This window comes from Streptomyces sp. NPDC096013, assembly GCF_044763565.1.
Lineage (GTDB): Bacteria > Actinomycetota > Actinomycetes > Streptomycetales > Streptomycetaceae > Streptomyces.
In genome coordinates this window covers 1-18,414 of sequence record NZ_JBIWGK010000017.1, presented here as the reverse complement: position 1 = coordinate 18,414, position 18,414 = coordinate 1, and the positions used below count along the sequence as shown (strand labels likewise).

The following is an 18,414-nucleotide window of genomic DNA, read 5'->3' as shown; positions in this document are numbered from 1 at the left end:
GTCGCGTGGGCCGGCGGCAAACACCCTCAGCCCTTGAAGTCGCCCGTCCGCTCCGGCGAGGCCTCCGCCAGCGCCTTCACGATCCCGTCCACGCCCTCGCGCAGGCCGTACACCGGCGTCCCCGGCTGCTGGCGCCAGGAGTCGTCGAGGCTGCCGGAGTCGACCGTGTCGAAGCCGAGGTCGTCGATCAGGGCCCTGACCACACGCTTCGCGGCCTCGTCGTCGCCGGCCACCGGGAGGGCCAGGCGGTCGGGGTCGCCGGCCGGGCGGGGGCGGTCCACGATGTCCTGGGCGAAGGTGCCGTTGAAGGCCTTGATGACGGTGTGGCCGATCTGCTGCGCCGTCCAGCGGCTCTCGGTGAGACCGTCGTCGAGGATGGCGTCGATCCGGCCGTCCCGCCCGGGGTAGTAGTTCCCGGTGTCGATGACCGCGACGTTCTCCGCCGCGCCGTCCAGGAAGCCCTTGGGCAGGTCCGGTACCGCCTTCAACGGCACGGTGACGACGACCACGTCGGCCCCGCGTGCCGCCTCCTCGACCGGTACGGGAGTCGCTCCCGTCTCCTCGGCCAGCGCGCTGAGTGTCTGCGGGCCGCGCGAGTTGGCGACGGAGACGTCGTGCCCGATAGCGGTGAGCCGCCGGGTGAGGTTGCCGCCGATGTTGCCCGCGCCGATGATGCCGATCTTCATGACAGACCCTTCGATCGGAAATTCATGATCCGGAACCATGATCCGACGCCTGCGCGATCCACGCCTGTTCCGCGCTTCTTCCATGCACGCGCATGCGCCTGGGGGCTCAACCTCCACCGCCCGTCACCTATTCCGGACCCTCCGCCGTACGAGTGACCCCGCGCCGCGCCGCCTACTCCCCGAACGGGTCCGCCGGCACTCGGCGACCGCCCGCTCGCGCAGGACCCGGACGGAAGGGGCGCCCGTCCGGCACAGGACGGGCGCCCCTTCCGCTCAGGCGGAGATCACTTCCGGGTCACTTGTTCAGGTGGGCCCAGAACTCGTCGAACGAGAGGACCTTGTCCCCGTTGAGGTCCCGGCTCTTGATGATGGCCTCGGCGACCGTCTCGGTCACGTTCCAGTCGCCTCCCTGGGCCAGGGCGGTCTTGAACTCGGCCGCGGTGATGAAGCCGTCACCGTCCGTGTCGATCCGCTCGAACTGCTTACGTGCTTCCTCGATGTCCGCCACCGGATCCGCCCCTTCGTAACGCTTTACTGCCTGTTGACGGAGGTCAGATTAACCGGCCAGGCGAGCGCGCAGTGCGGCGACCACCCACGCGAACTCCTCCCGGTGCGCCGCCGCGGGCCCACCGCCCTTCACCGTGGCCAGCAACTCCCGGTAGCGGGCGAGCCGGTCGTTGGACGCGGACACCATCCGTTCGAGTACGACGGCCGGGTCGCCGCCCTCGCCGAGCACCTCCCGCAGAATCCCCTCGGCCTCCGGCGACCCGGGGTCGACCCCCCGCTCCCTGGCCTCCGCGCCCAGTTGCACCAGCCGCATGGGAAACCAGGTGGAGCGCCCACGGACGGCGGCGCGCTCCTGGTCCGAGGCGTTGAACTCAACGGCTCTGCGCATCTGCGCCCGGAACCCCGGGTCCTGCACCAACTCCGCCAACTCCACCCAGGCGTCGACCTGTTCGGGCGTCGGGTCGTCCGGCAGGTCCACCGCCAGGGACCGCATCCGCTCCTTGATGCACGGGTCCACCGTGTCGAGGCCGTGGAACAGCTCCTCCACGAACTCCTCCATGATCCGCCTGCGTTCGGCCGCCGACAGCCGTGCCAGTGCGGGGGTCTGGGGGTATCCCCCAGAAGGTTCAGAATGAACGTCATCTCCTCCGCGGTCGAACCGCGTCTCGCGACGGTCGACAGCACCGCCCGGGTCACCCTCAGATGGGGGTCCCCCCTCTGGGGGAGGATCTGGGCGTCCAGTGCCACCACATGCGCGGCGGCCACCTCCGCGATGGTCGTCTCACCGGCCAGCACCTTGCGTACGTCGTCCAGGCCGAGGCCCAACTCCCGCAGGGTGCGGATCAGTTCGAGCCGGGCCGCGGACTCGGCGTCGTAGAGCCGGTAGCCGCCCGCGGAGCGGGTCACCGGGGTGAGGACGCCCTCGTCGGACCAGTAGCGGATGGTGCGCACGGTCAGTCCGGTGGCTCTGGCCAGTTCCCCGATGGTGAGAAGTCCGGTGCCGTCGTCGATCATGTCGTGAGTGTGGGCCTTCCAGTGGGTGGAGACTCAAGCGGCGCGAGGAGCACGGTGATGGAGACTCTGCGGGACATTCTCGACGCGGTGGCCCGGGACGACCTCCCTCCGGCGGACGGCCGCGTGAGAGTCGTACCGCAGCAGTGCGAACGGGACGCGGGGGTCCTCGCCTTCACCGCGCACGCCGTCGTCTTCACCGACGAGGACCCGCGGTGGGTCCATGACACCCTCGCCGCCGTCCCGTGCGACGCGCTCGCGGCGCCGATGAACCCGTACTTCCTGACAGCCCTGCTCGACCGCACGGGCCGCAGGGCGGAGACGATCGACGCGATGCTCGTGGGCACCCCGCTGCCGGGCGAACCCCCGCTCCCCCTGCGGGAGATCACCGACGGCGGCCATCCGCGGATCGTGTACGCCCGCGGCCGCCGCGACGACGTGCGCGCGTGGACGACGGAGGGCGGTGTGGTGGTGCTGGGCCGCGGCGTCGGCGGCCGGATGGAGGTCTCCGTCGAGATCGACGAGGACGTACGGCACCGGGGGCTGGGGCGGGCTCTGGTGGCGGCGGCCCGCCGTCTCACCGCCGAGCCGCTGTGGGCGCAGGTCGCGCCGGGGAACGCCCGCTCCATGCGGGCGTTCCTGGCGGCGGGCTACCGTCCGGTGGGGTCGGAGGCGGTACTGCTCAGCGCGCGCTGAACGTCAGTGCCACGGGCGGTAGTTCGGGTTGCTCTCGCAGTCGCTCATGATCTCGGTCTTGGTCTTCTTGTCGACCGGGCAGACGCCGATGACGTACTGCCGCTGGATACCGCCCGGGAAGGCGACCTCGACCTGATCGGCCCACTTGTGGGTGTCGCCGATGGTCTTGTTGACGTCCACACCGCCCGGGGCATCGATGTAGTAGTTGTAGCCCGACTTGTACCAGGTCTTGTACAGGTCGTGGTCATACGTCGTCGAGACGTACGGCGAGGGCTGGTTGACCAGGACGTACTTCTCGATGTCGTACTGGCGTCGACGACGTCCTTGGGGGCGAAGCCCTGGTCGAAGACGATCGCGGGGCCCCGGCTGTCGCTGCGGTAGAGGGTGCCGCAGCTCGTGCGCCAGACCGGGTCCGGGGTGATGCGGCTGACGTCCACGCGCTGGTCGACGGCGGCCATCGCCGGGTCGGCGACCACGGGACAGGCGGGCGCGGCGGCCCTGGCCGGGGCGTGCGTGAGGGTGTGGGCGGGGACGGTCGCGGCGGTCGTGGCGAGGACGGCCGCGAAGGACAGGACGGCGGCAGCGGTCCGCCGCCGCAGATGCAGGGTGATCATGCGGGGCACGATTCCGGTTCCGCGGCGGCGGGCTGTGGATCATCACTCGTACGGGGGCGTGTCCAACTGACTGGATTTCAGTCGTTTTTGGGGCCGGTCAGCGGAAGATGCCCGTGTGGCCCAGCGAGTAGCGGCCCGGCTGCGGGTACACCGCGAGGCCGTGCGGGCCGCCGCCCACCTTGATGCGGGCGAGCTGGGTGCCGGTGCGGGTGTCGATGGCGTAGACCTCGGAGTTGTAGCGGCCGGAGAGCCACAGGACCTTGCCGTCGGCCGAGACGCCGCCCATGTCGGGGCTGCCGCCGTTCGGGAGGTGCCACTTCTTGGTGAGCTTGTTCTTGGTGAAGTCGAAGATGGAGATGGTGCCTTCGCCCCGGTTGGAGATGTACATCTCGCGCGAGTCCCGGCTGATGTACAGGCCGTGGCAGCCCTTGCCGGTGGGCAGGAAGTCCGGCTTGGCGAAGGTGTCGCCGTTCAGGACCCACATGCCGTTGGCCATCATGTCGGCGATGTAGAACTTCTTGCCGTCCGGCGAGATCTTGACGTCCTGCGGCATCGAGCCGTGGAACGGCAGTTTCTGCTGCCCGACGACCTTCATCTTCTCGGTGTCGACCTTCAGCAGCTCACCGCTGAACTCGCAGGAGACGATGAAGTACCGCCCGTCCGGCGAGAAGTCGGCGTGGTTGACGCCGTAGCAGCCGACGTGGACCGCCTTCGCCGTCTTCATCGTGTGCGCGTCCCGGAACACCAGCTGCCGGTCGAGCGAGGCCATCACGATCGCGTACTTGCCGTTGGGCGTGAAGTACAGGTTGTACGGGTCGTGCACGTCGACGGGCTTGCCGGCCCGGCCCGTTCGCGGGTCGATCGGGGTGAGGGTGTTGCCCCGGTCGTTGTTGACCCACAGCGTCTTCAAGTCCCAGGAGGGGACGACGTGTTGGGGCTGCACCCCGACGGGGATGGTCTCGATGACCTTGTACGTCTTCGGGTCGATCACCGAAACCGTGTTGGAGGTGGTGTTGGGGACGTAGACCCGGGAGGGGAAGTCCCGGACCACCGGGGAGAGTTGGCCGGGCCGGTCGGCCGCGTACAGGTCCGACGGGTTCAGCACCGGCGGCATACCGGGCAGCGCCCGCTCCGTCTGCGCCTTCTTCTCCTGCTGCGGATGGAGGGCGGCCTTGGTGCCTAGGGCCTCGTCGGCGTGGTCCTGCGATCCGCAGCCGGCGAGGGCGGCCAGCGCGGCGAGTGCGGTCCCGGCGACGAGGGCACGGGTGAGGGGGATGTGTCGCATCAGCTCAGCAGCTCCGTGGTCGTCACCGCGCGCAGTCCGCGGCGGTCGAGTTCTTCCAGTACGGCGGGGAGCGCGGCGACCGTGTCGGCGTACCCGAAGTGCATGCTGACGACCGACCCGTTGCGGACCTCGGCGAGCACCTTGCGGGTGACGGCGGGGGCGCCGGGCGAGGTGAAGTCGAGGGAGTCGACGTCGTAGGACAGCACGTGCGGGTAGCCCACGCGGTGGGCCAGGCGCTGGACGAGCGGGGACGCGGCCGGGGCGCGCGAGGGCCTGAACCAGGTGCCGATCGACCCGGTGAGCCGCTTGAGGCGGTCGGCACAGCCGGTGATCTCGGCGAGCGCGTCGGCCTCGGAGAGGGTGTTGACGGCGATGTGCCGCTGGGTGTGGTTACCGAGGTCGTGGCCGCCGTCGAGGATGCGGCGGGCCATCTCGGGGTGGGTGTCGAGCCAGGTCCCGACGGCGAGGACGGTGACGTGGGCGCCGCGCTTCTCCGCCTCGGCGAGGAGGGCGGTGGCGATCTTGGGGTCGCCCTGGCCGTGGAAGGTGAGCGCGACGCGGGGGTGGTCGCGGGGCCCGTGGGTGATCTGCGCGGGCTGCCGGGGGAAGGCGCGGGGGGCGGGTGCGGTGAGCGGCGTCGGCCTGGCGGCGGGCGCCGGTCCACCGGCGGAGGCATGGGTGGCGGCGGGGGCTGTGGCGGAGCCGGTCGTGGCACACCCGGCGGCGAGCGCACCCCCGGCGACGAGCCCGGCACCCGCAAGCAACGCCGTACGGCGGTCGGTCGTGGTCACCCGTCCCATTTAAGGGGCGTCGGGTAAGAAACCGGGGCATTAACCCGTATGAGCGACGAGCCCGGGTCGCGCCGGCGGGACGCAACCGACTCCGGCCGAGGGGCACCCCCTAGGGGCGCGGGGAACTGCGCGACCAGCCACAGCGGGCCCGCAGACAACGGACAACCTGACCCGGCGTCAACAACAGCCCGCTCAACGATCAGAGACACGCATCTCGAACCAGGTGGTCTTGCCACGCGGCAACAAATCCACACCCCACCGATCGGAGAGCTTGTCGACGAGGAACAGCCCCCGCCCGCTCAGATCCATCTCCTGAACCGGCATCAGACACGGCAACCCACGCGAGGGATCACGGACCTCGACCCGAATCCATCCCCGCCGCCGCTTCATCCGCAGCCCGAACACCCGCGCCCCGGTGTGCCGCACGGCATTCCCGACCAGCTCGGAGACAAGCAGGACGGCGTCCTCGGTCAGCTTCGGACTGAGCCCCCAGTGCCGCAGCACCACGATCTGGGTGAGTCGGCGGGCCGCCGCCGCGGACTCCGGCCGGGACGGCAGCGGAACCTCCGCCTCCGTGGGATTGCCGAACAACTCGATCGCCTTGAGCGCCCGCTCGTCCTCGACCGCAGGCGACCAGCGCGCCGCGGTCGCACGGCCTTGTCCCCGCGGCTGTCCGATACCTTCCAGCCCCGCCATGCGTCCATCATGGCCGCCCCGACCGGCCTCCGTGGCGGTTCCGGAGGAATACGCCCCCCGGAAGCCCTCGTTCCGCGACATCCGATCGACATATGCCAGGGTCATTTCAGGGTCGGCGACAACCCCTCCGACCTGCGGTGAAGGCTCTGTTGGAGGCAATCGACAGGCTCCCTCGACAAGGCAGGCTTAAGGTCGAGTTAAGGTTCCCATAAACCGACCCGCCGAGGGACCCGTATGAGACATCACGTCAATTGCAAGTGGTTGAGCGGTATTTGACTCTCCGGTTCAGCGGAACTTCGCCTTCCCGGGACCCTCTTCGACGAAGCTCCGCATCCCCCGCTCACGGTCCTCGGTCGCGAACAGCCCCGCGAACCAGTTCCGTTCGACCGCGAGACCCGTCTCGATGTCCGTTTCCAGCCCGGTGTCGATCGACTCCTTCGCCGCACGCAACGCGATCGCCGGCCCCTGAGCCAACTTCGCCGCCCACGCGAACGCCTCCGTGTACACATCGGCAGCGGGGACGAGCCGGTCGACGAGCCCCAGCGCGAGTGCCTCGTCGGCCTTGACCATACGGCCGGTGAAGATCAGGTCCTTCGCCTTCGACGGGCCGATCAGACGGGCCAGCCGCTGCGTCCCGCCGGCCCCCGGAATCAACCCGAGCAGAATCTCCGGCTGCCCCAACTTCGCGTTGTCCGCCGCGATACGGAAGTCCGCGCACAACGCCAACTCACACCCCCCGCCCAGCGCATAGCCCGTGATGGCGGCCACGACCGGCTTCGGGATACGCGCCACCGCGCTGAACGACTCCTGCAACGCCCGCGACCGCACGACCATCGCCGCGTGGTCCATCCGCTGCATCTCCTTGATGTCCGCACCCGCCGCGAACACCTTCTCCCCGCCGTAGACCACCACGGCGCGCACGTCCTCGCGCCGCGCCGCCTCCTCGGCGAGTTCCTTGAGGCGGTCCTGGGTGGCGACGTCCAGCGCGTTCATCGGCGGGCGGTCGAGGCGGATCGTGCCGACGCCCTCGGCGACTTCGAGATTCACGGTCATGCCGGAAGGTTAACCGCCGCTAACGACAACGGGCCTGGTGCCGTGTGTCACAGCACCGGGCCCGAGGGTCGACTAGCCCGCTACGCCTTCCACTTGGCCCACGACATGTTCCAGCCGTTGAGTCCGTTGTCCGGCGCGACCGTCTGGTCGTCGGAGTGCTTGACGACGACCACGTCGCCGATCATCGAGTGGTTGTAGAACCACGCGGCCGGCACGCTGCTGCTGTAGCCGCCCTTGACGTCCTGGAGGCCGACGCAGCCGTGGCTGGCGTTGTAGTTGCCGAAGGCACCGCCGCCCCAGTAGTTGCCGTGGATGAAGGTGCCGGAGCTGGTGAGGCGGATGGCGTGCGGGACGTCCTTGATGTCGTACTCGCCGCCGTAGCCGACCGTTTCACCGTTCATCCGGGTCACTTCGAGCTTCTCGCTCATGACCATCTGGCCGTTCCACGTGTCGTAGCCGGGCTTGCCGGTGGTGACCGGGATGGTCTTGATGGTCTTGCCGTCCTGGGTGACCTTCATGGTGTGCTTCTTGGCGTCGACCACGGAGACCTGGTTGCGGCCGATGGTGAAGGAGATCGTCTTGGCCTGCTTGCCGTAGACGCCCGGGCGGCCCTCCACGCCGTCGAGGTTGAGCTTGACGGTGACCTTGGTGCCGGACTTCCAGTAGTTCTCGGGGCGGAAGTCGAGGCGGTCGTTGCCGAACCAGTGGCCCTCGACGTCGACGGGCGGCACGGTCGTGATGGTGATGGCCTTCTTCACGTCGTCCGGGTGCGTGATGCCCCGGGTGAAGTTGACCGAGAACGGCATTCCGACGCCGACCGTGGCACCGTTCTCCGGGGTGAAGTCGCCGATGAACGTGTTCTTCGGGGTCAGCGTGGTGAAGCTGGAGTCCTCGGCGGCGACCCGGCCGTCGGAGTCCTTGGCGACCGCGTGGACGGTGTACTTGGTGGCGGCGGCCAGGTGCGTGGCCGGCGTCCAGCCGGTGCCGCCGCCGGTGATGGCGCCGGAGACCTTCGCGCCGTCGGCGTCCTTGACCTCGACCTCGGTCAACGTGCCCTTCGCGGCACTGATCTTGAGGGCGCCGCTGGTGTCGACGGCCTTCGAGCCGTTCTTCGGGGCGATGGTGACGACCGCCTGCGACTGCTTGGTCTCGGCCGTGTCCGCCCCCTTGGCCTTGCTGTCGCCGGAGCCGGACCCGGAGTCCGAGCCGCCGCCTCCGCAGGCGGTGACGGCGAGCAGCAGCACGCCCAGGATCAGCGCCAGCAACCCCTTGTTTCTCCGGCCGCGCGCGTCAACCGACGCCCCCGATATCGGTCGCACGTTCAAGACTTTCTCCCCTCGCCGGGCCCGGTCAGGCCCGCACCCCTTCGCGCATCTGACGTGCACGTCCGCGCATATTAACCGCCAGGTTTTGAGCTTCATGTCAGCCGAATGTCACCATTCGGTCGCAACTTCAACTGCCGCCTGACACAGGCTCCGCGAACCGTCTCCGCTCACGTCGGGGCACCGCTCTCCGGTCACGGGAGGGCACTGCCCGCCTTCCACTCCTTCCAACCCATGTTCCATCCGCCGAGGCCATTGTCCGGAGCGACCTGTTTGTCGTCGCTGTGCACGACCTCGACGACGTCCCCGACGAGGCTGCGGTCGAAGAACCACCCGGCCGGGGTGTCCGATCCGCCGCCCTTCACATCCCGCAGTCCCACGCACCCGTGGCTGACATTGACGTGCCCGGGGGCGTCCGGCGCCCAGTAGTTGCCGTGCAGGAAGGTGCCGGAGTCGGTGAGCTTCATGGCGTGCGGGACGTCGGGGATGTCGTACTCGCCGCCGAAGCCGACCGTGCGGCTGTTCATGCGGGTCACCTCCAGCATCTCCATGACCACCATCTTCCCGTTGTACGTGGTCTTCCCGGGGGCGCCCGCGGTGATCGGGACGGTGGCCAGCAGGTCGCCGTCGCGCCGCACTTCCATGGTGTGTCTGGCGGCGTCGACGAGGGAGACCTGGCTGCGGCCGACGGTGAAGGAGAACGTCCTGTACTGGAGGCCGTAGACGCCGGGGGCGCCTTCCACGTCGCGCAGGCGGAGGGAGACGGTGACCTGGGTGCCGGGTTTCCAGTAGGTCTCGGGGCGGAAGTCGAGGCGGGTTTTCCCGAACCAGTGCGGGCGGATCTCGACGGCCGGTTTCGCGGTGATGTGGATCGCGCGCTCGACGGCGGCCCGGTTCACGATGTCCCGGCTGAAGCCGAGGGAGACGATCATCCCGGTGCCGACGGTGGCGCGGTTCTCGGGGGTGACGTAGCCGATGAACCGTTCGTCGGGGACGAGGGTCGTGAACGTGGTGTGCCGGGCGGAGCGGTGGCCGTCGCCGTCGAGGGCGACCGCGTCGACGGTGTACTCGGCGGCGAGCGCGAGCCGCGGGTCCTCGGGTTCCCAGCGCAGTCCGTCGTCGGAGATACGGCCGGGGACGGGGGTGTCCTGGGCGTCCTGCGACTTCACCACCTGCACGGACTCCAAACGTCCGTCGGGCACCCGGACTTCGAGCCGGCGGCCGGGTCTGACGCCTTTGCTGGCGTCTTCGGGCGAGATCCGGATCACATCCTCGGGCGCCGGTGCCTTGCCGAAGATCTCGCCGATACCGCCCCCGCCCGAGCCGTCCGAAGTACAGCCGGTGGCTCCGGCCAGCAGTCCTGCCCACGTCAGTACGGCGGCCAGAGCGACCCCTGCGCGCCGCGCGCGCCCTTGTGCATGCCTCACGGGGTGCCCAACGAGCGGGCACGCTCCGGGGAAACGTGAGTGCGACCCAAGCTCTGGGCAGAACAGTGGGGAGAACGACATGACAGGCACACGCGGCCGGGACGCCAACTGCCCTTCACCACGTCGTTCCACGAGCCGCGGGAGGCCGGACGGTGTCGAGCGCAGCCGAGCAGGAGGCCGTGCAGGAGGAGCGCGTCGACGACGACGTGCCGGTGGAGCGATCCGTCGACGAGGCGGCCATACCGGCGCCGCGTGCCGCACCCGTGCTGAACGGCGCCCCGCACACGGGACCGCCCCTGCCGGTGTGGCCGGGGGCGCCGATGCCGTTGGGGGCGCGGTACCGGGTCGGCCCCGACGGGGTGGCGGGCACCAACTTCGCGCTGTGGGCGGGGGGTGCGGAGGCGGTCGAGCTGTGTCTGTTCGACCCGGAGGGCGTGGAGACGCGCGCCCCGCTGACCGAGCTGACGCACGAGATCTGGCACGGCTTCCTGCCGGGCGTCATGCCGGGACAGCGCTACGGCTTCCGGGTGCACGGCCGCTGGGACCCGTGGACCGGCGCCCGCTGGAACCCGGCGAAGCTGCTCCTCGACCCGTACGCGCGGGCGGTGGACGGCGAGTTCGGGCTGCCGCCCGAGGTGTACGCGCACGTCCGTGACTGGCCGCAGCAGCAGGTCGCGGACACCGTGCGCGACGACCGCGACTCCGCGCCCCACGTCCCGAAGGGTGTCGTCGTGCACGACGACACCACCGACGACGAGTGGATGGACGACCGCCGCCCGAAGACACCGTGGGCGGACTCGGTGATCTACGAGCTCCACGTCGGCGGCTTCACCAAGCTGCACCCCGGGATACCGGAGGAACTCCGGGGCACCTACGCCGGGTTGGCGCACCCGGCGGCGATCGAGCACCTGGTGAAGCTGGGCGTGACGGCCGTGGAGCTGCTGCCCGTCCATCAGTTCGCGCACGAGGACCATCTGCTGCGCCGGGGCCTGAAGAACTACTGGGGCTACAACTCGATCGGCTACTTCGCCCCGCACGCGGGCTACGCGGCGACCGGCACGGCCGGCCAGCAGGTCGGCGAGTTCAAGCGGATGGTGCGGGCGCTGCACGAGGCCGGGATCGAGGTCATCCTCGACGTCGTCTACAACCACACCGCCGAAGCGGGTGAGTTGGGGCCGATGCTGTCGCTGAAGGGCATCGACAACCGCGGCTACTACCGCCTCCAGAGCGACGCCCGCCGCTACACGGACTACACCGGCTGCGGCAACACCCTGCACGTCGTCCAGCCGCACGTGCTCCGGCTCATCACCGACTCCCTGCGCTACTGGGTCACCGAGATGGGCGTCGACGGCTTCCGCTTCGACCTCGCGGCGGCGCTGGCCCGCTCGATGCACGACGTCGACATGCTCTCCCCGTTCCTCGCGGTGATCGCCCAGGACCCGGTGCTACGACGGGTGAAGCTGATCGCCGAGCCGTGGGACGTGGGCTCGGGCGGCTACCAGGTGGGCGCGTTCCCGCCCCTGTGGACGGAGTGGAACGACCGCTATCGCAACGCCGTCCGGGACTTCTGGCGGGGTGCGCTGCCGGACGTACGGGACCTCGGGTACCGGCTGTCGGGGTCGAGCGACCTGTACGCGTGGGGAGGGCGCCGTCCCTACGCCTCGGTCAACTTCATCACGGCGCACGACGGTTTCACCCTGCGGGACCTGGTGTCGTACGAGCGCAAGCACAACGAGGCCAACGGCGAGGGCAATCGGGACGGGACCGACGACAACCGCTCCTGGAACTGCGGGGTCGAGGGCGAGACGGACGACGAGCGGGTGAAGGCGCTGCGGCGACGGCAGTTGAGGAACCTCCTCACCACGCTGCTGCTGTCCACCGGCGTGCCGATGCTGGTCGCCGGTGACGAGCTGGGGCGGACGCAGCGCGGCAGCAACAACGCCTACTGCCAGGACAACGAGATCAGTTGGGTGGACTGGGGTCTCCAGGAGGACCCCGGCTGGCGGGCGCTGACCGACCTCACCGCCCGCCTGATCGACCTGCGCCACCGCCACCCGGTGCTGCGCCGCCGGGCGTTCTTCTCCGGGCGGGCCCGTTCGGCGGACGGCATAAGGGACTTGGCGTGGTTCACCGCGCGCGGCACGGAGATGACGGAAAGGGACTGGTACGCGCCCGCCGCCACCCTCGGCATGTACCTCTCGGGCCGGGACATCCCCGGCCGCGACGAACGCGGCGCCCCGATCCTCGACGACAGCTTCCTCGCCGTGCTGCACGCCGGTGACCGGCCGGTGGGCTTCGTGCTGCCGGGGCCGCCGTGGGCGGAGCGGTACGAGGTGGTCGTCGACACGTCGCGGGAGGAGCAGGGGGAGGCGCCGGGGGTCGTGCACCGGGCGGGGGCGGCGATCACGGTGCCGGCGCGGGCGGTGCTGTTGCTGAAGGTGATCGGCTGAGGGACGACGTTCCGGGTCCGTGAACTCCCGGGCGAATGGCTGGACTTGGGTGGCCCGGGAGCGGACCGCCTCCGGCCTTCTCCCCTGCCCGTCCTAGCCGAGGATGCCCCGGTCGTAGGCGACGGCGACGGCCGCCGCGCGGTCCTTGACGCCCAACTTGCCGTACAGGTGGGTGAGATGGGTCTTGACGGTGGCCTCGCTGATGAACAGCTCGCGGGCGATCTCGCGGTTGGAGGTGCCCTTGGCGACCAGGGCGAGGACCTCGCGTTCGCGGGCGGAGAGCGGTTCGTTGCCGGGGGTCTGCGGGGCGCGGACGGCGGAGACCAGGCGGGAGGCGACGGCGGGCGAGAGGACCGTGCGGCCTTCCGCCGCCGCGCGGACGGCGGTGAAGAGTTCGTCGCGCGGGGCGTCCTTCAGCAGATAGCCGGTCGCGCCCGCCTCGATCGCGGGGAGCGTGTCGGAGTCGGTGTCGTACGTCGTCAGGACGAGCACCTTCGCGCGGGCGGCGCGGCGGGTCAGCTCGCGGATGGCGTCGACGCCCGCGCCGCCCGGCATGCGCAGGTCCATCAGGATCACGTCCGGGTCGAGGTCGGCGGCCCGTTCCACGGCCTCGACCCCGCTGGCCGCCTCCCCCAGGACTCGGAAGCCGGGCGCGGACTCGAACATGCCGCGCAGACCGTCCCGTACGACGGGATGGTCGTCGACGATCAACAGGGAGATCAGCAACTGGTCACTCATGGCGGACCAACGGTACGCGAGCCGACAGGGCCGTGCCCTGGCCGGGCTCGGACTCGATCGCCAGCGAGCCCGCGATGCGTTCGGCGCGGGCGCGCATGCCGTCGAGGCCGAAGCCGCCGGTGCGGGTGCGTTCGGGAAGGGCCAGCGGGTCGAAGCCCCGGCCGTCGTCGCGGATGTCGAGGATGACCTCCTCGCCGAGGAAGGAGAGGGTCACGCCGACACGGGTGGCGCGGGCGTGCCGGGCCGCGTTCGACAGGGCCTCCTGGGCGATGCGCAGCAGGGTCGCGGAGACCTCGTCGTGGAGCTGCTCGGTGACGCCGGTGACGGTGAACTCGGCCCGGACAGCGGTGCGTTCGCCCCACTCCGCGACCGTGTTCTTCAGCGCCTCGGGGAGTCCGTCGTGCTCCAGGGCGACGGGGGCGAGGTTCTGCACGGAGCGGCGGGCCTCGCCGAGGCTGTGCCGGGCGAGGGTGGAGGCGCGTTCGAGGTGGGTGCGGGCGGTCGTCAAGTCGGGTGCGCCGGCCACGACTTGAAGCTGGGCGATGATGCCGGTGAGGCCCTGGGCGATGGTGTCGTGGATCTCGGCGGCGAGTCGCCGGCGTTCGTCGGCGACCCCTGCTTCCCTTGCCTGGACGAGGAGTTGGGCGTGCAGGGCGGCGTTCTCGTCGAGGGCCTGTTGCAGGGCGGTGTTGGTGCGTTCGAGTTCGGTGATGGTCTCGCCGCGCTCGTGGGAGCGCAGCGTCTCCTGCTCGGTGAGGTGCGCGATGGCCAGCTGAAGACCGGAGTTGGCGGCCACCAGCGCCGCGAACAGAATCCACTGGACCGCGCTCCCGAACGGCATCCCGCCCGCCTGCGCACCGGCCACGGTGACGGCGCTCGCCAACAGTCCGATGCGCTGCCCCGCCTTGCCCGGGATCAGCTCGTCGGCGTCCATGAAGCCGCTGGCGGCGTAGAACGCGAAGAACGGGTCGATCCAGGTGAGGGCGAAGGCGAGGGCCCAGCGGACGACGTAGTACACGGCCCCCGCCCGCGACGGGACCCGGCCGCGGCCGGGGCGGCGGGAACGGGTGCCGTGCCACCACAACTGGAGGACGAGCCCGGCACCGGCCAGGGACCAGCCGGTCCACCACTGGGCGGAGGTGTGGTCGAACAGCCCCGAGGAGGCGACCGCGAGGACGACACTGATACCGAGCAGTCCGTACGGTCCCCAGGTGTGCAGCTGCTCCCAGCGCCGGTCGATCTGCCTGTCCCTCGTGGTCATCTCACCAGTCTGCACGGCCGCTCGCCCTACTCCCAGCGGAACCAGCGCGAGGCGCCGGCGGTCAGCAGGACGGTCCAGGCCACCATCACGCCGAGGTGCGTCCAGCCCGGCCAGTCGCCGGCCGCGGCCCGGTTCAGGGCCTCGGCGGCGGCGCCGAACGGGGTGTACCCGACGATGCGTGCCATGACGTCCGGCATGGAGTTCACCGGGATCCACACGCCCGCGCAGAACATCATCGGGAAGAACACCGCCGACCCGATGGCGCCGGCGATCTTCGTGGTCCGGGACAGCGCCGAGACCACCGCGCCGAGCGCGAGCGCGGCCAGGACCGCGAGGAGCAGGGCGAGGAGATAGCCGCCGGGCTGCTGCGGCAGCCGTACACCGAAGGCGAGCCGGCCGACGATCAGCGCGCACAGGGCGGAGGCCAGGGCCGCCGCGCCGTAGACGACCATCTGGGCGGCGAGCAGGGCGGTCGGGCGGACCGGGGTGGCGGACATGCGGCGGAGGATGCCGCGTTCGCGGTAGCCGGTGAGGTTCTGCGGCATCGACTGGAGCGCGCCGACGATCATGCCGAGCAGGACGGCGACCGGGACGTACACGTCGACCGTGCGCAGCCCTCCGAGGTCCGCCTCATGGTGCCGGAAGCCCGGGATGGACCCCAGGATCACCAGCAGCAGGGTGGGGAACAACAAGATCCAGAAGAGCGCGCCGGGTTCACGGCGGAAGAGCCTCAACTCGGCGCGCAGCACGGCGGTGTTCATGCGGAGACCTCCGTCAGGTCCAGGAACGCGTCGTCCAGCGTGGCGTCGGACACGCGGAGTTGGTGGGCGGTGATGTGGTTGCGGGCGAGCAGCGTGATGACCGCGTTGACGGTCTCGTCCGAGCCGGAGAGCGTGATCCGGCCGTCCTTGCGGGCCACGGAGGTGAGCGCGGGAAGCGCGTTCAGATCACCGTCGTCCAGCGGCGCGGAGGGCGTGAAACTGATGACGGTGGAGCCCGCCGAGCGCCGGATCAGCCCGTCCGGGGTGTCCAGGGCGGCCACCCGCCCCTTGTCGATCACGGCGATCCGGTCGCACAGCCGCTGCGCCTCTTCCATGAAGTGCGTGACCAGCAGCACGGTCACCCCGCTCGCCCGCACGTCCTCGATCAGCTGCCAGGTGTCACGGCGGGCACGCGGGTCGAGGCCGGTGGTCAGTTCGTCGAGGACGACGACCCGGGGGTTGCCGATCAGCGCGAGCGCGATGAACAGACGCTGCTTCTGGCCGCCGGACAACTTCGCGAAGCGGGTGGTCAACTTCGCGGTCAGGCCCAGGCGTTCGGCCAGCGGTCGCCAGTCGGCGGGGTGCGGATAGAACGACGCGTACAGCTCCAGCGCCTCACGGACGGTGAGCTTGGCCTGGAGTTCGCTCTCCTGCAACTGGGCGCCGAGGACCCGGGCGACCTCTTCGTGGTCGGCCACCGGATCGAGTCCGGTGACCCGGACCCGGCCCGCGTCGGGGACCCGCAGACCCTCGACGCACTCGACGGTGGTGGTCTTGCCGGCGCCGTTCGGGCCGAGGATGCCGAAGATCTCGCCCTCCTCGACGGCGAAGGACACCCCGTCCACGACGGCCCGGCCGCCGTAGGACTTCCGTAGTGCGCTGACTTCGATGACTGGTGTGGCTGGCATGTACCGAGGGTCCCGCCGGGGCGGGGTCCGCCACATCGGCCATCGCGCTCGAAGGGACATCAACCGATCGGTTGATGCGCGCCTACGACTCCCCCGGCCACGCCGCTACGACCCCAGGACACCCAGGTCGTAGGACCAGCGGCCGATCCGGGTCCGGCCAAAACCCGGTGGGCACTGTCAGTGCCGGTCCGTAGGCTCGCCCGTGATGTCCACGACGCGTGCAACCACCGAGAACCGATCCGCCCTGCGTACCCTCGCCCGGCTCTGGCCCTACGTCCGGCCGGTGCGGGTGCGCCTGTTCGGCGCGGCCGGTGTCGCCGTCGTCGCGTCCTGTACGGGACTGGTGTTCCCGCTCGTCCTGAAGTGGATGGTGGACGGCCCGGTGGCCGACCGGGACGCGGCGGGCGTGTGGCTCGGGGCGCTGTACCTGCTGCTGCTCGGCATCGCGGAGGCGGGCCTGTTCGGGCTGCGCCGATGGCTGGTCGCCCGGCCGCTGTCCCATGTCGAGGCGGAGATGCGGGCGGACCTGTACCGCCATCTGCAACGCCTGCCGGTCTCCTTCCACGACAGATGGGCCTCGGGCCAGCTCCTCTCCCGGGGCACCACGGACCTCATGCTGCTCCGCATGTTCCTCGCCTTCCCGCTGACGTTCCTGCTGGTCAACGCGGTGACGATCCTGGCGGGCGTGATCATCATGCTGCTCCAGGACTGGACGCTCGGGCTGGTGATCCTGGGTCCCGCGATCCCGGTGGTCGTCACCTGCGTGATCTTCGAGCAGCGGTACGCGCGCGTGGCCCGCCTCGCGCAGGACCAGGTCGGCGACCTCACGACGGTCGTCGAGGAGAGCGTCCTCGGCATCCGCATCATCAAGGGCTTCGGCCGCCACCGCACCCAGGCACGGGCCTTCCGCGAGCTCTCCCGCACCCTGCGCGGCACGGAACTCCACAAGGCCCAACTCCTCGCCACCATCTGGGGCGTCATCGTCACCCTCCCCGAACTGGCGCTGGGAGCCACCCTGGTCCTGGGCACGGTCCAGGTGGCGGACGGCGACCTGTCGGCAGGCACCCTGGTGGCCTTCCTCTCCACCGCCCTGGCCCTGCGCTGGCCGGTCGAGTCGATCGGCTTCCTCCTCGCCATGAGCCAGGAGGCGGCCACGGCGACGGAGCGCTACTTCGAGGTGATGGACGAATCCCCGGAGGCGGAGACGCCCTGCGGGGACGCGACCAGCGCGAGCGGCCCCCACCGGTCCGACCCCGGCGACGACGGCATCCGCTTCACCGAAGTCACCTTCCGCTACCCGGACGCCCCACCGGACTCCCCGCCCACCCTCGACGACATCAACCTGCACATCAGACCCGGCGAGTCCATGGCCCTGGTGGGCGCCACCGGCACCGGCAAGACCACCCTCACCGCCCTTGTCCCGCGCCTCCACGAGGTCACGTCGGGACGGATCACCCTGGACGGCGAGGACATCACCGCCATGCCGAGGGAATCGCTGCGCGCCCTCGTGGCCGTGGCTTTCGAGGAACCCACGTTGTTCTCGGCCACCGTCGGGGAGAACGTCCTCATGGGAGCCGAAGAAGCCGCGGGGAAAGCGGAGTTGGAGCGAGCACTGGCCGTCGCACAGGCCGACTTCGTGCACACGCTCCCCCAGGGCACGGACACCCAGGTCGGCGAACAGGGCCTCAGCCTCTCCGGTGGCCAGCGCCAACGCCTCGCCCTGGCCCGAGCGGTGGTGGGCAGGCCCCGCTTCCTGATCCTCGACGACCCGCTCTCCGCACTGGACGTCCACACCGAGGCGGCGGTCGAGGCCGCCCTGCGTCACGTCCTCGCCGACACGACGGCGCTGATCGTGGCCCACCGCCCGTCCACGGTCCTCCTGGCCGACCGCGTGGCCCTCCTGTCGGACGGCCGCATCACGGCGGTCGGCACCCACCAGGAACTCCTGCGGACGAACACGGAGTACGCCCAGCTGATGTCAGGGTCCGAGCGGGAGAACACCGACCGACCGACGCGCCCTGGAGGGGCGCGGGACTGTATCGATGTGCGGCTCCGCCGCGGGGCGCGACCGGCGCCCGCCGGCCCGCAGCCGACGAACCACCCAGCCGGTGAGCAGGAGGAATCTCAATGATCGTGTCAAGCTGCTTGCGTGACGGGCGGGGCGGAGGTGAACAGCCTTTTGTCACGCAGCATCGCCCACAGGACGTC

The 18,414-nt window shown here is 70.4% G+C and carries 15 protein-coding genes and 2 pseudogenes; 3 read left to right on the top strand and 14 right to left on the bottom strand.

What is annotated here, in order from left to right; translation table 11 throughout:
- Positions 1-26: 26 nt before the first annotated feature.
- From ACIRB1_RS38355 to ACIRB1_RS38345, 3 genes and pseudogenes are all read right to left on the bottom strand, one after another.
- Complete coding sequence (locus ACIRB1_RS38355; RefSeq protein ID WP_403468781.1) at positions 27-725, bottom strand: NADPH-dependent F420 reductase; 699 nt, start codon at positions 723-725, stop codon at positions 27-29.
- 256 nt (positions 726-981) lie between these two features.
- The gene (locus ACIRB1_RS38350) at positions 982-1,194 is read right to left on the bottom strand and encodes an EF-hand domain-containing protein (protein ID WP_266772742.1); all 213 of its coding nucleotides are present in this window, start codon (positions 1,192-1,194) and stop codon (positions 982-984) included.
- Positions 1,195-1,242: 48 nt separating this feature from the next.
- Positions 1,243-2,207: pseudogene (locus ACIRB1_RS38345) on the bottom strand (MerR family transcriptional regulator).
- Positions 2,208-2,264: 57 nt separating this feature from the next.
- Between ACIRB1_RS38345 and ACIRB1_RS38340 the strand changes: the two are divergent.
- Positions 2,265-2,900: a GNAT family N-acetyltransferase gene (locus ACIRB1_RS38340; protein ID WP_403468780.1), complete on the top strand. Its 636-nt coding sequence runs from the start codon at positions 2,265-2,267 to the stop codon at positions 2,898-2,900.
- A gap of 3 nt (positions 2,901-2,903) precedes the next feature.
- On the opposite strand, the pseudogene ACIRB1_RS38335 reads toward ACIRB1_RS38340, so the two are convergent.
- The 7 genes and pseudogenes from ACIRB1_RS38335 to ACIRB1_RS38305 all read right to left on the bottom strand — a co-directional run bounded on the left by ACIRB1_RS38335 (position 2,904) and on the right by ACIRB1_RS38305 (position 10,088).
- A pseudogene (locus tag ACIRB1_RS38335) lies at positions 2,904-3,514 on the bottom strand (ADP-ribosyltransferase).
- Positions 3,515-3,611: 97 nt separating this feature from the next.
- On the bottom strand, positions 3,612-4,799 hold the full coding sequence (locus ACIRB1_RS38330; protein ID WP_403468779.1) for a YncE family protein: 1,188 nt from the start codon (positions 4,797-4,799) through the stop codon (positions 3,612-3,614).
- Positions 4,799-5,599 carry a polysaccharide deacetylase family protein gene (locus tag ACIRB1_RS38325; RefSeq protein WP_403468778.1) on the bottom strand — a complete coding sequence of 267 codons (801 nt, stop codon included), beginning with the start codon at positions 5,597-5,599 and terminating at the stop codon, positions 4,799-4,801. Before ACIRB1_RS38325 ends, ACIRB1_RS38330 begins: the two co-directional genes overlap by 1 nt.
- A gap of 183 nt (positions 5,600-5,782) precedes the next feature.
- Positions 5,783-6,286 (bottom strand): ATP-binding protein, encoded by a 504-nt coding sequence (locus ACIRB1_RS38320; protein ID WP_323185436.1) that lies wholly within the window; start codon positions 6,284-6,286, stop codon positions 5,783-5,785.
- 285 nt (positions 6,287-6,571) lie between these two features.
- A complete protein-coding gene (locus ACIRB1_RS38315) occupies positions 6,572-7,339 on the bottom strand; it encodes an enoyl-CoA hydratase/isomerase family protein (protein WP_403468777.1) in 768 nt (255 codons plus the stop codon).
- 80 nt (positions 7,340-7,419) lie between these two features.
- Positions 7,420-8,664: an Ig-like domain-containing protein gene (locus tag ACIRB1_RS38310; RefSeq protein WP_352182408.1), complete on the bottom strand. Its 1,245-nt coding sequence runs from the start codon at positions 8,662-8,664 to the stop codon at positions 7,420-7,422.
- A 191-nt stretch (positions 8,665-8,855) separates the two neighbouring features.
- Positions 8,856-10,088: an Ig-like domain-containing protein gene (locus ACIRB1_RS38305; protein WP_403468776.1), complete on the bottom strand. Its 1,233-nt coding sequence runs from the start codon at positions 10,086-10,088 to the stop codon at positions 8,856-8,858.
- A 152-nt stretch (positions 10,089-10,240) separates the two neighbouring features.
- Here ACIRB1_RS38305 and glgX point away from each other — a divergent pair, with 152 nt between their 5' ends.
- Positions 10,241-12,538, top strand: a complete 2,298-nt coding sequence (glgX, locus tag ACIRB1_RS38300; protein ID WP_403468775.1) for a glycogen debranching protein GlgX — start codon at positions 10,241-10,243, stop codon at positions 12,536-12,538.
- 93 nt (positions 12,539-12,631) lie between these two features.
- Here the strand turns inward: glgX and ACIRB1_RS38295 are convergent, their stop codons facing one another.
- Genes ACIRB1_RS38295 through ACIRB1_RS38280 form a run of 4 tightly spaced genes read right to left on the bottom strand, consistent with a single transcriptional unit; the run spans position 12,632 to position 16,206 of the window.
- Positions 12,632-13,276, bottom strand: a complete 645-nt coding sequence (locus tag ACIRB1_RS38295; protein ID WP_352182411.1) for a response regulator transcription factor — start codon at positions 13,274-13,276, stop codon at positions 12,632-12,634.
- Positions 13,269-14,537: a sensor histidine kinase gene (locus tag ACIRB1_RS38290; protein WP_403468774.1), complete on the bottom strand. Its 1,269-nt coding sequence runs from the start codon at positions 14,535-14,537 to the stop codon at positions 13,269-13,271. Before ACIRB1_RS38290 ends, ACIRB1_RS38295 begins: the two co-directional genes overlap by 8 nt.
- Before the next feature lie 26 nt (positions 14,538-14,563).
- Positions 14,564-15,298, bottom strand: a complete 735-nt coding sequence (locus ACIRB1_RS38285; protein ID WP_403468773.1) for an ABC transporter permease — start codon at positions 15,296-15,298, stop codon at positions 14,564-14,566.
- The gene (locus tag ACIRB1_RS38280) at positions 15,295-16,206 is read right to left on the bottom strand and encodes an ABC transporter ATP-binding protein (RefSeq protein WP_352182414.1); all 912 of its coding nucleotides are present in this window, start codon (positions 16,204-16,206) and stop codon (positions 15,295-15,297) included. Before ACIRB1_RS38280 ends, ACIRB1_RS38285 begins: the two co-directional genes overlap by 4 nt.
- 205 nt (positions 16,207-16,411) lie before the next feature.
- Between ACIRB1_RS38280 and ACIRB1_RS38275 the strand changes: the two genes are divergently transcribed.
- Positions 16,412-18,337, top strand: a complete 1,926-nt coding sequence (locus ACIRB1_RS38275) for an ABC transporter ATP-binding protein (protein ID WP_403468772.1) — start codon at positions 16,412-16,414, stop codon at positions 18,335-18,337.
- The last annotated feature ends 77 nt before the right edge of the window (positions 18,338-18,414 follow it).

Bases quoted from the DNA above. Each gene is read 5' to 3' on its own strand.
- ACIRB1_RS38355 (WP_403468781.1), bottom strand. From the start codon at position 725: ATGGTTCCGGATCATGAATTTCCGATCGAAGGGTCTGTCATGAAGATC.
- ACIRB1_RS38340 (WP_403468780.1), top strand. From the start codon at position 2,265: ATGGAGACTCTGCGGGACATTCTCGACGCGGTGGCCCGGGACGACCTC.
- ACIRB1_RS38330 (WP_403468779.1), bottom strand. From the start codon at position 4,799: ATGCGACACATCCCCCTCACCCGTGCCCTCGTCGCCGGGACCGCACTC.
- ACIRB1_RS38325 (WP_403468778.1), bottom strand. From the start codon at position 5,599: ATGGGACGGGTGACCACGACCGACCGCCGTACGGCGTTGCTTGCGGGT.
- ACIRB1_RS38320 (WP_323185436.1), bottom strand. From the start codon at position 6,286: ATGGCGGGGCTGGAAGGTATCGGACAGCCGCGGGGACAAGGCCGTGCG.
- ACIRB1_RS38315 (WP_403468777.1), bottom strand. From the start codon at position 7,339: ATGACCGTGAATCTCGAAGTCGCCGAGGGCGTCGGCACGATCCGCCTC.
- ACIRB1_RS38295 (WP_352182411.1), bottom strand. From the start codon at position 13,276: ATGAGTGACCAGTTGCTGATCTCCCTGTTGATCGTCGACGACCATCCC.
- ACIRB1_RS38290 (WP_403468774.1), bottom strand. From the start codon at position 14,537: ATGACCACGAGGGACAGGCAGATCGACCGGCGCTGGGAGCAGCTGCAC.
- ACIRB1_RS38285 (WP_403468773.1), bottom strand. From the start codon at position 15,298: ATGAACACCGCCGTGCTGCGCGCCGAGTTGAGGCTCTTCCGCCGTGAA.
- ACIRB1_RS38280 (WP_352182414.1), bottom strand. From the start codon at position 16,206: ATGCCAGCCACACCAGTCATCGAAGTCAGCGCACTACGGAAGTCCTAC.
- ACIRB1_RS38275 (WP_403468772.1), top strand. From the start codon at position 16,412: ATGTCCACGACGCGTGCAACCACCGAGAACCGATCCGCCCTGCGTACC.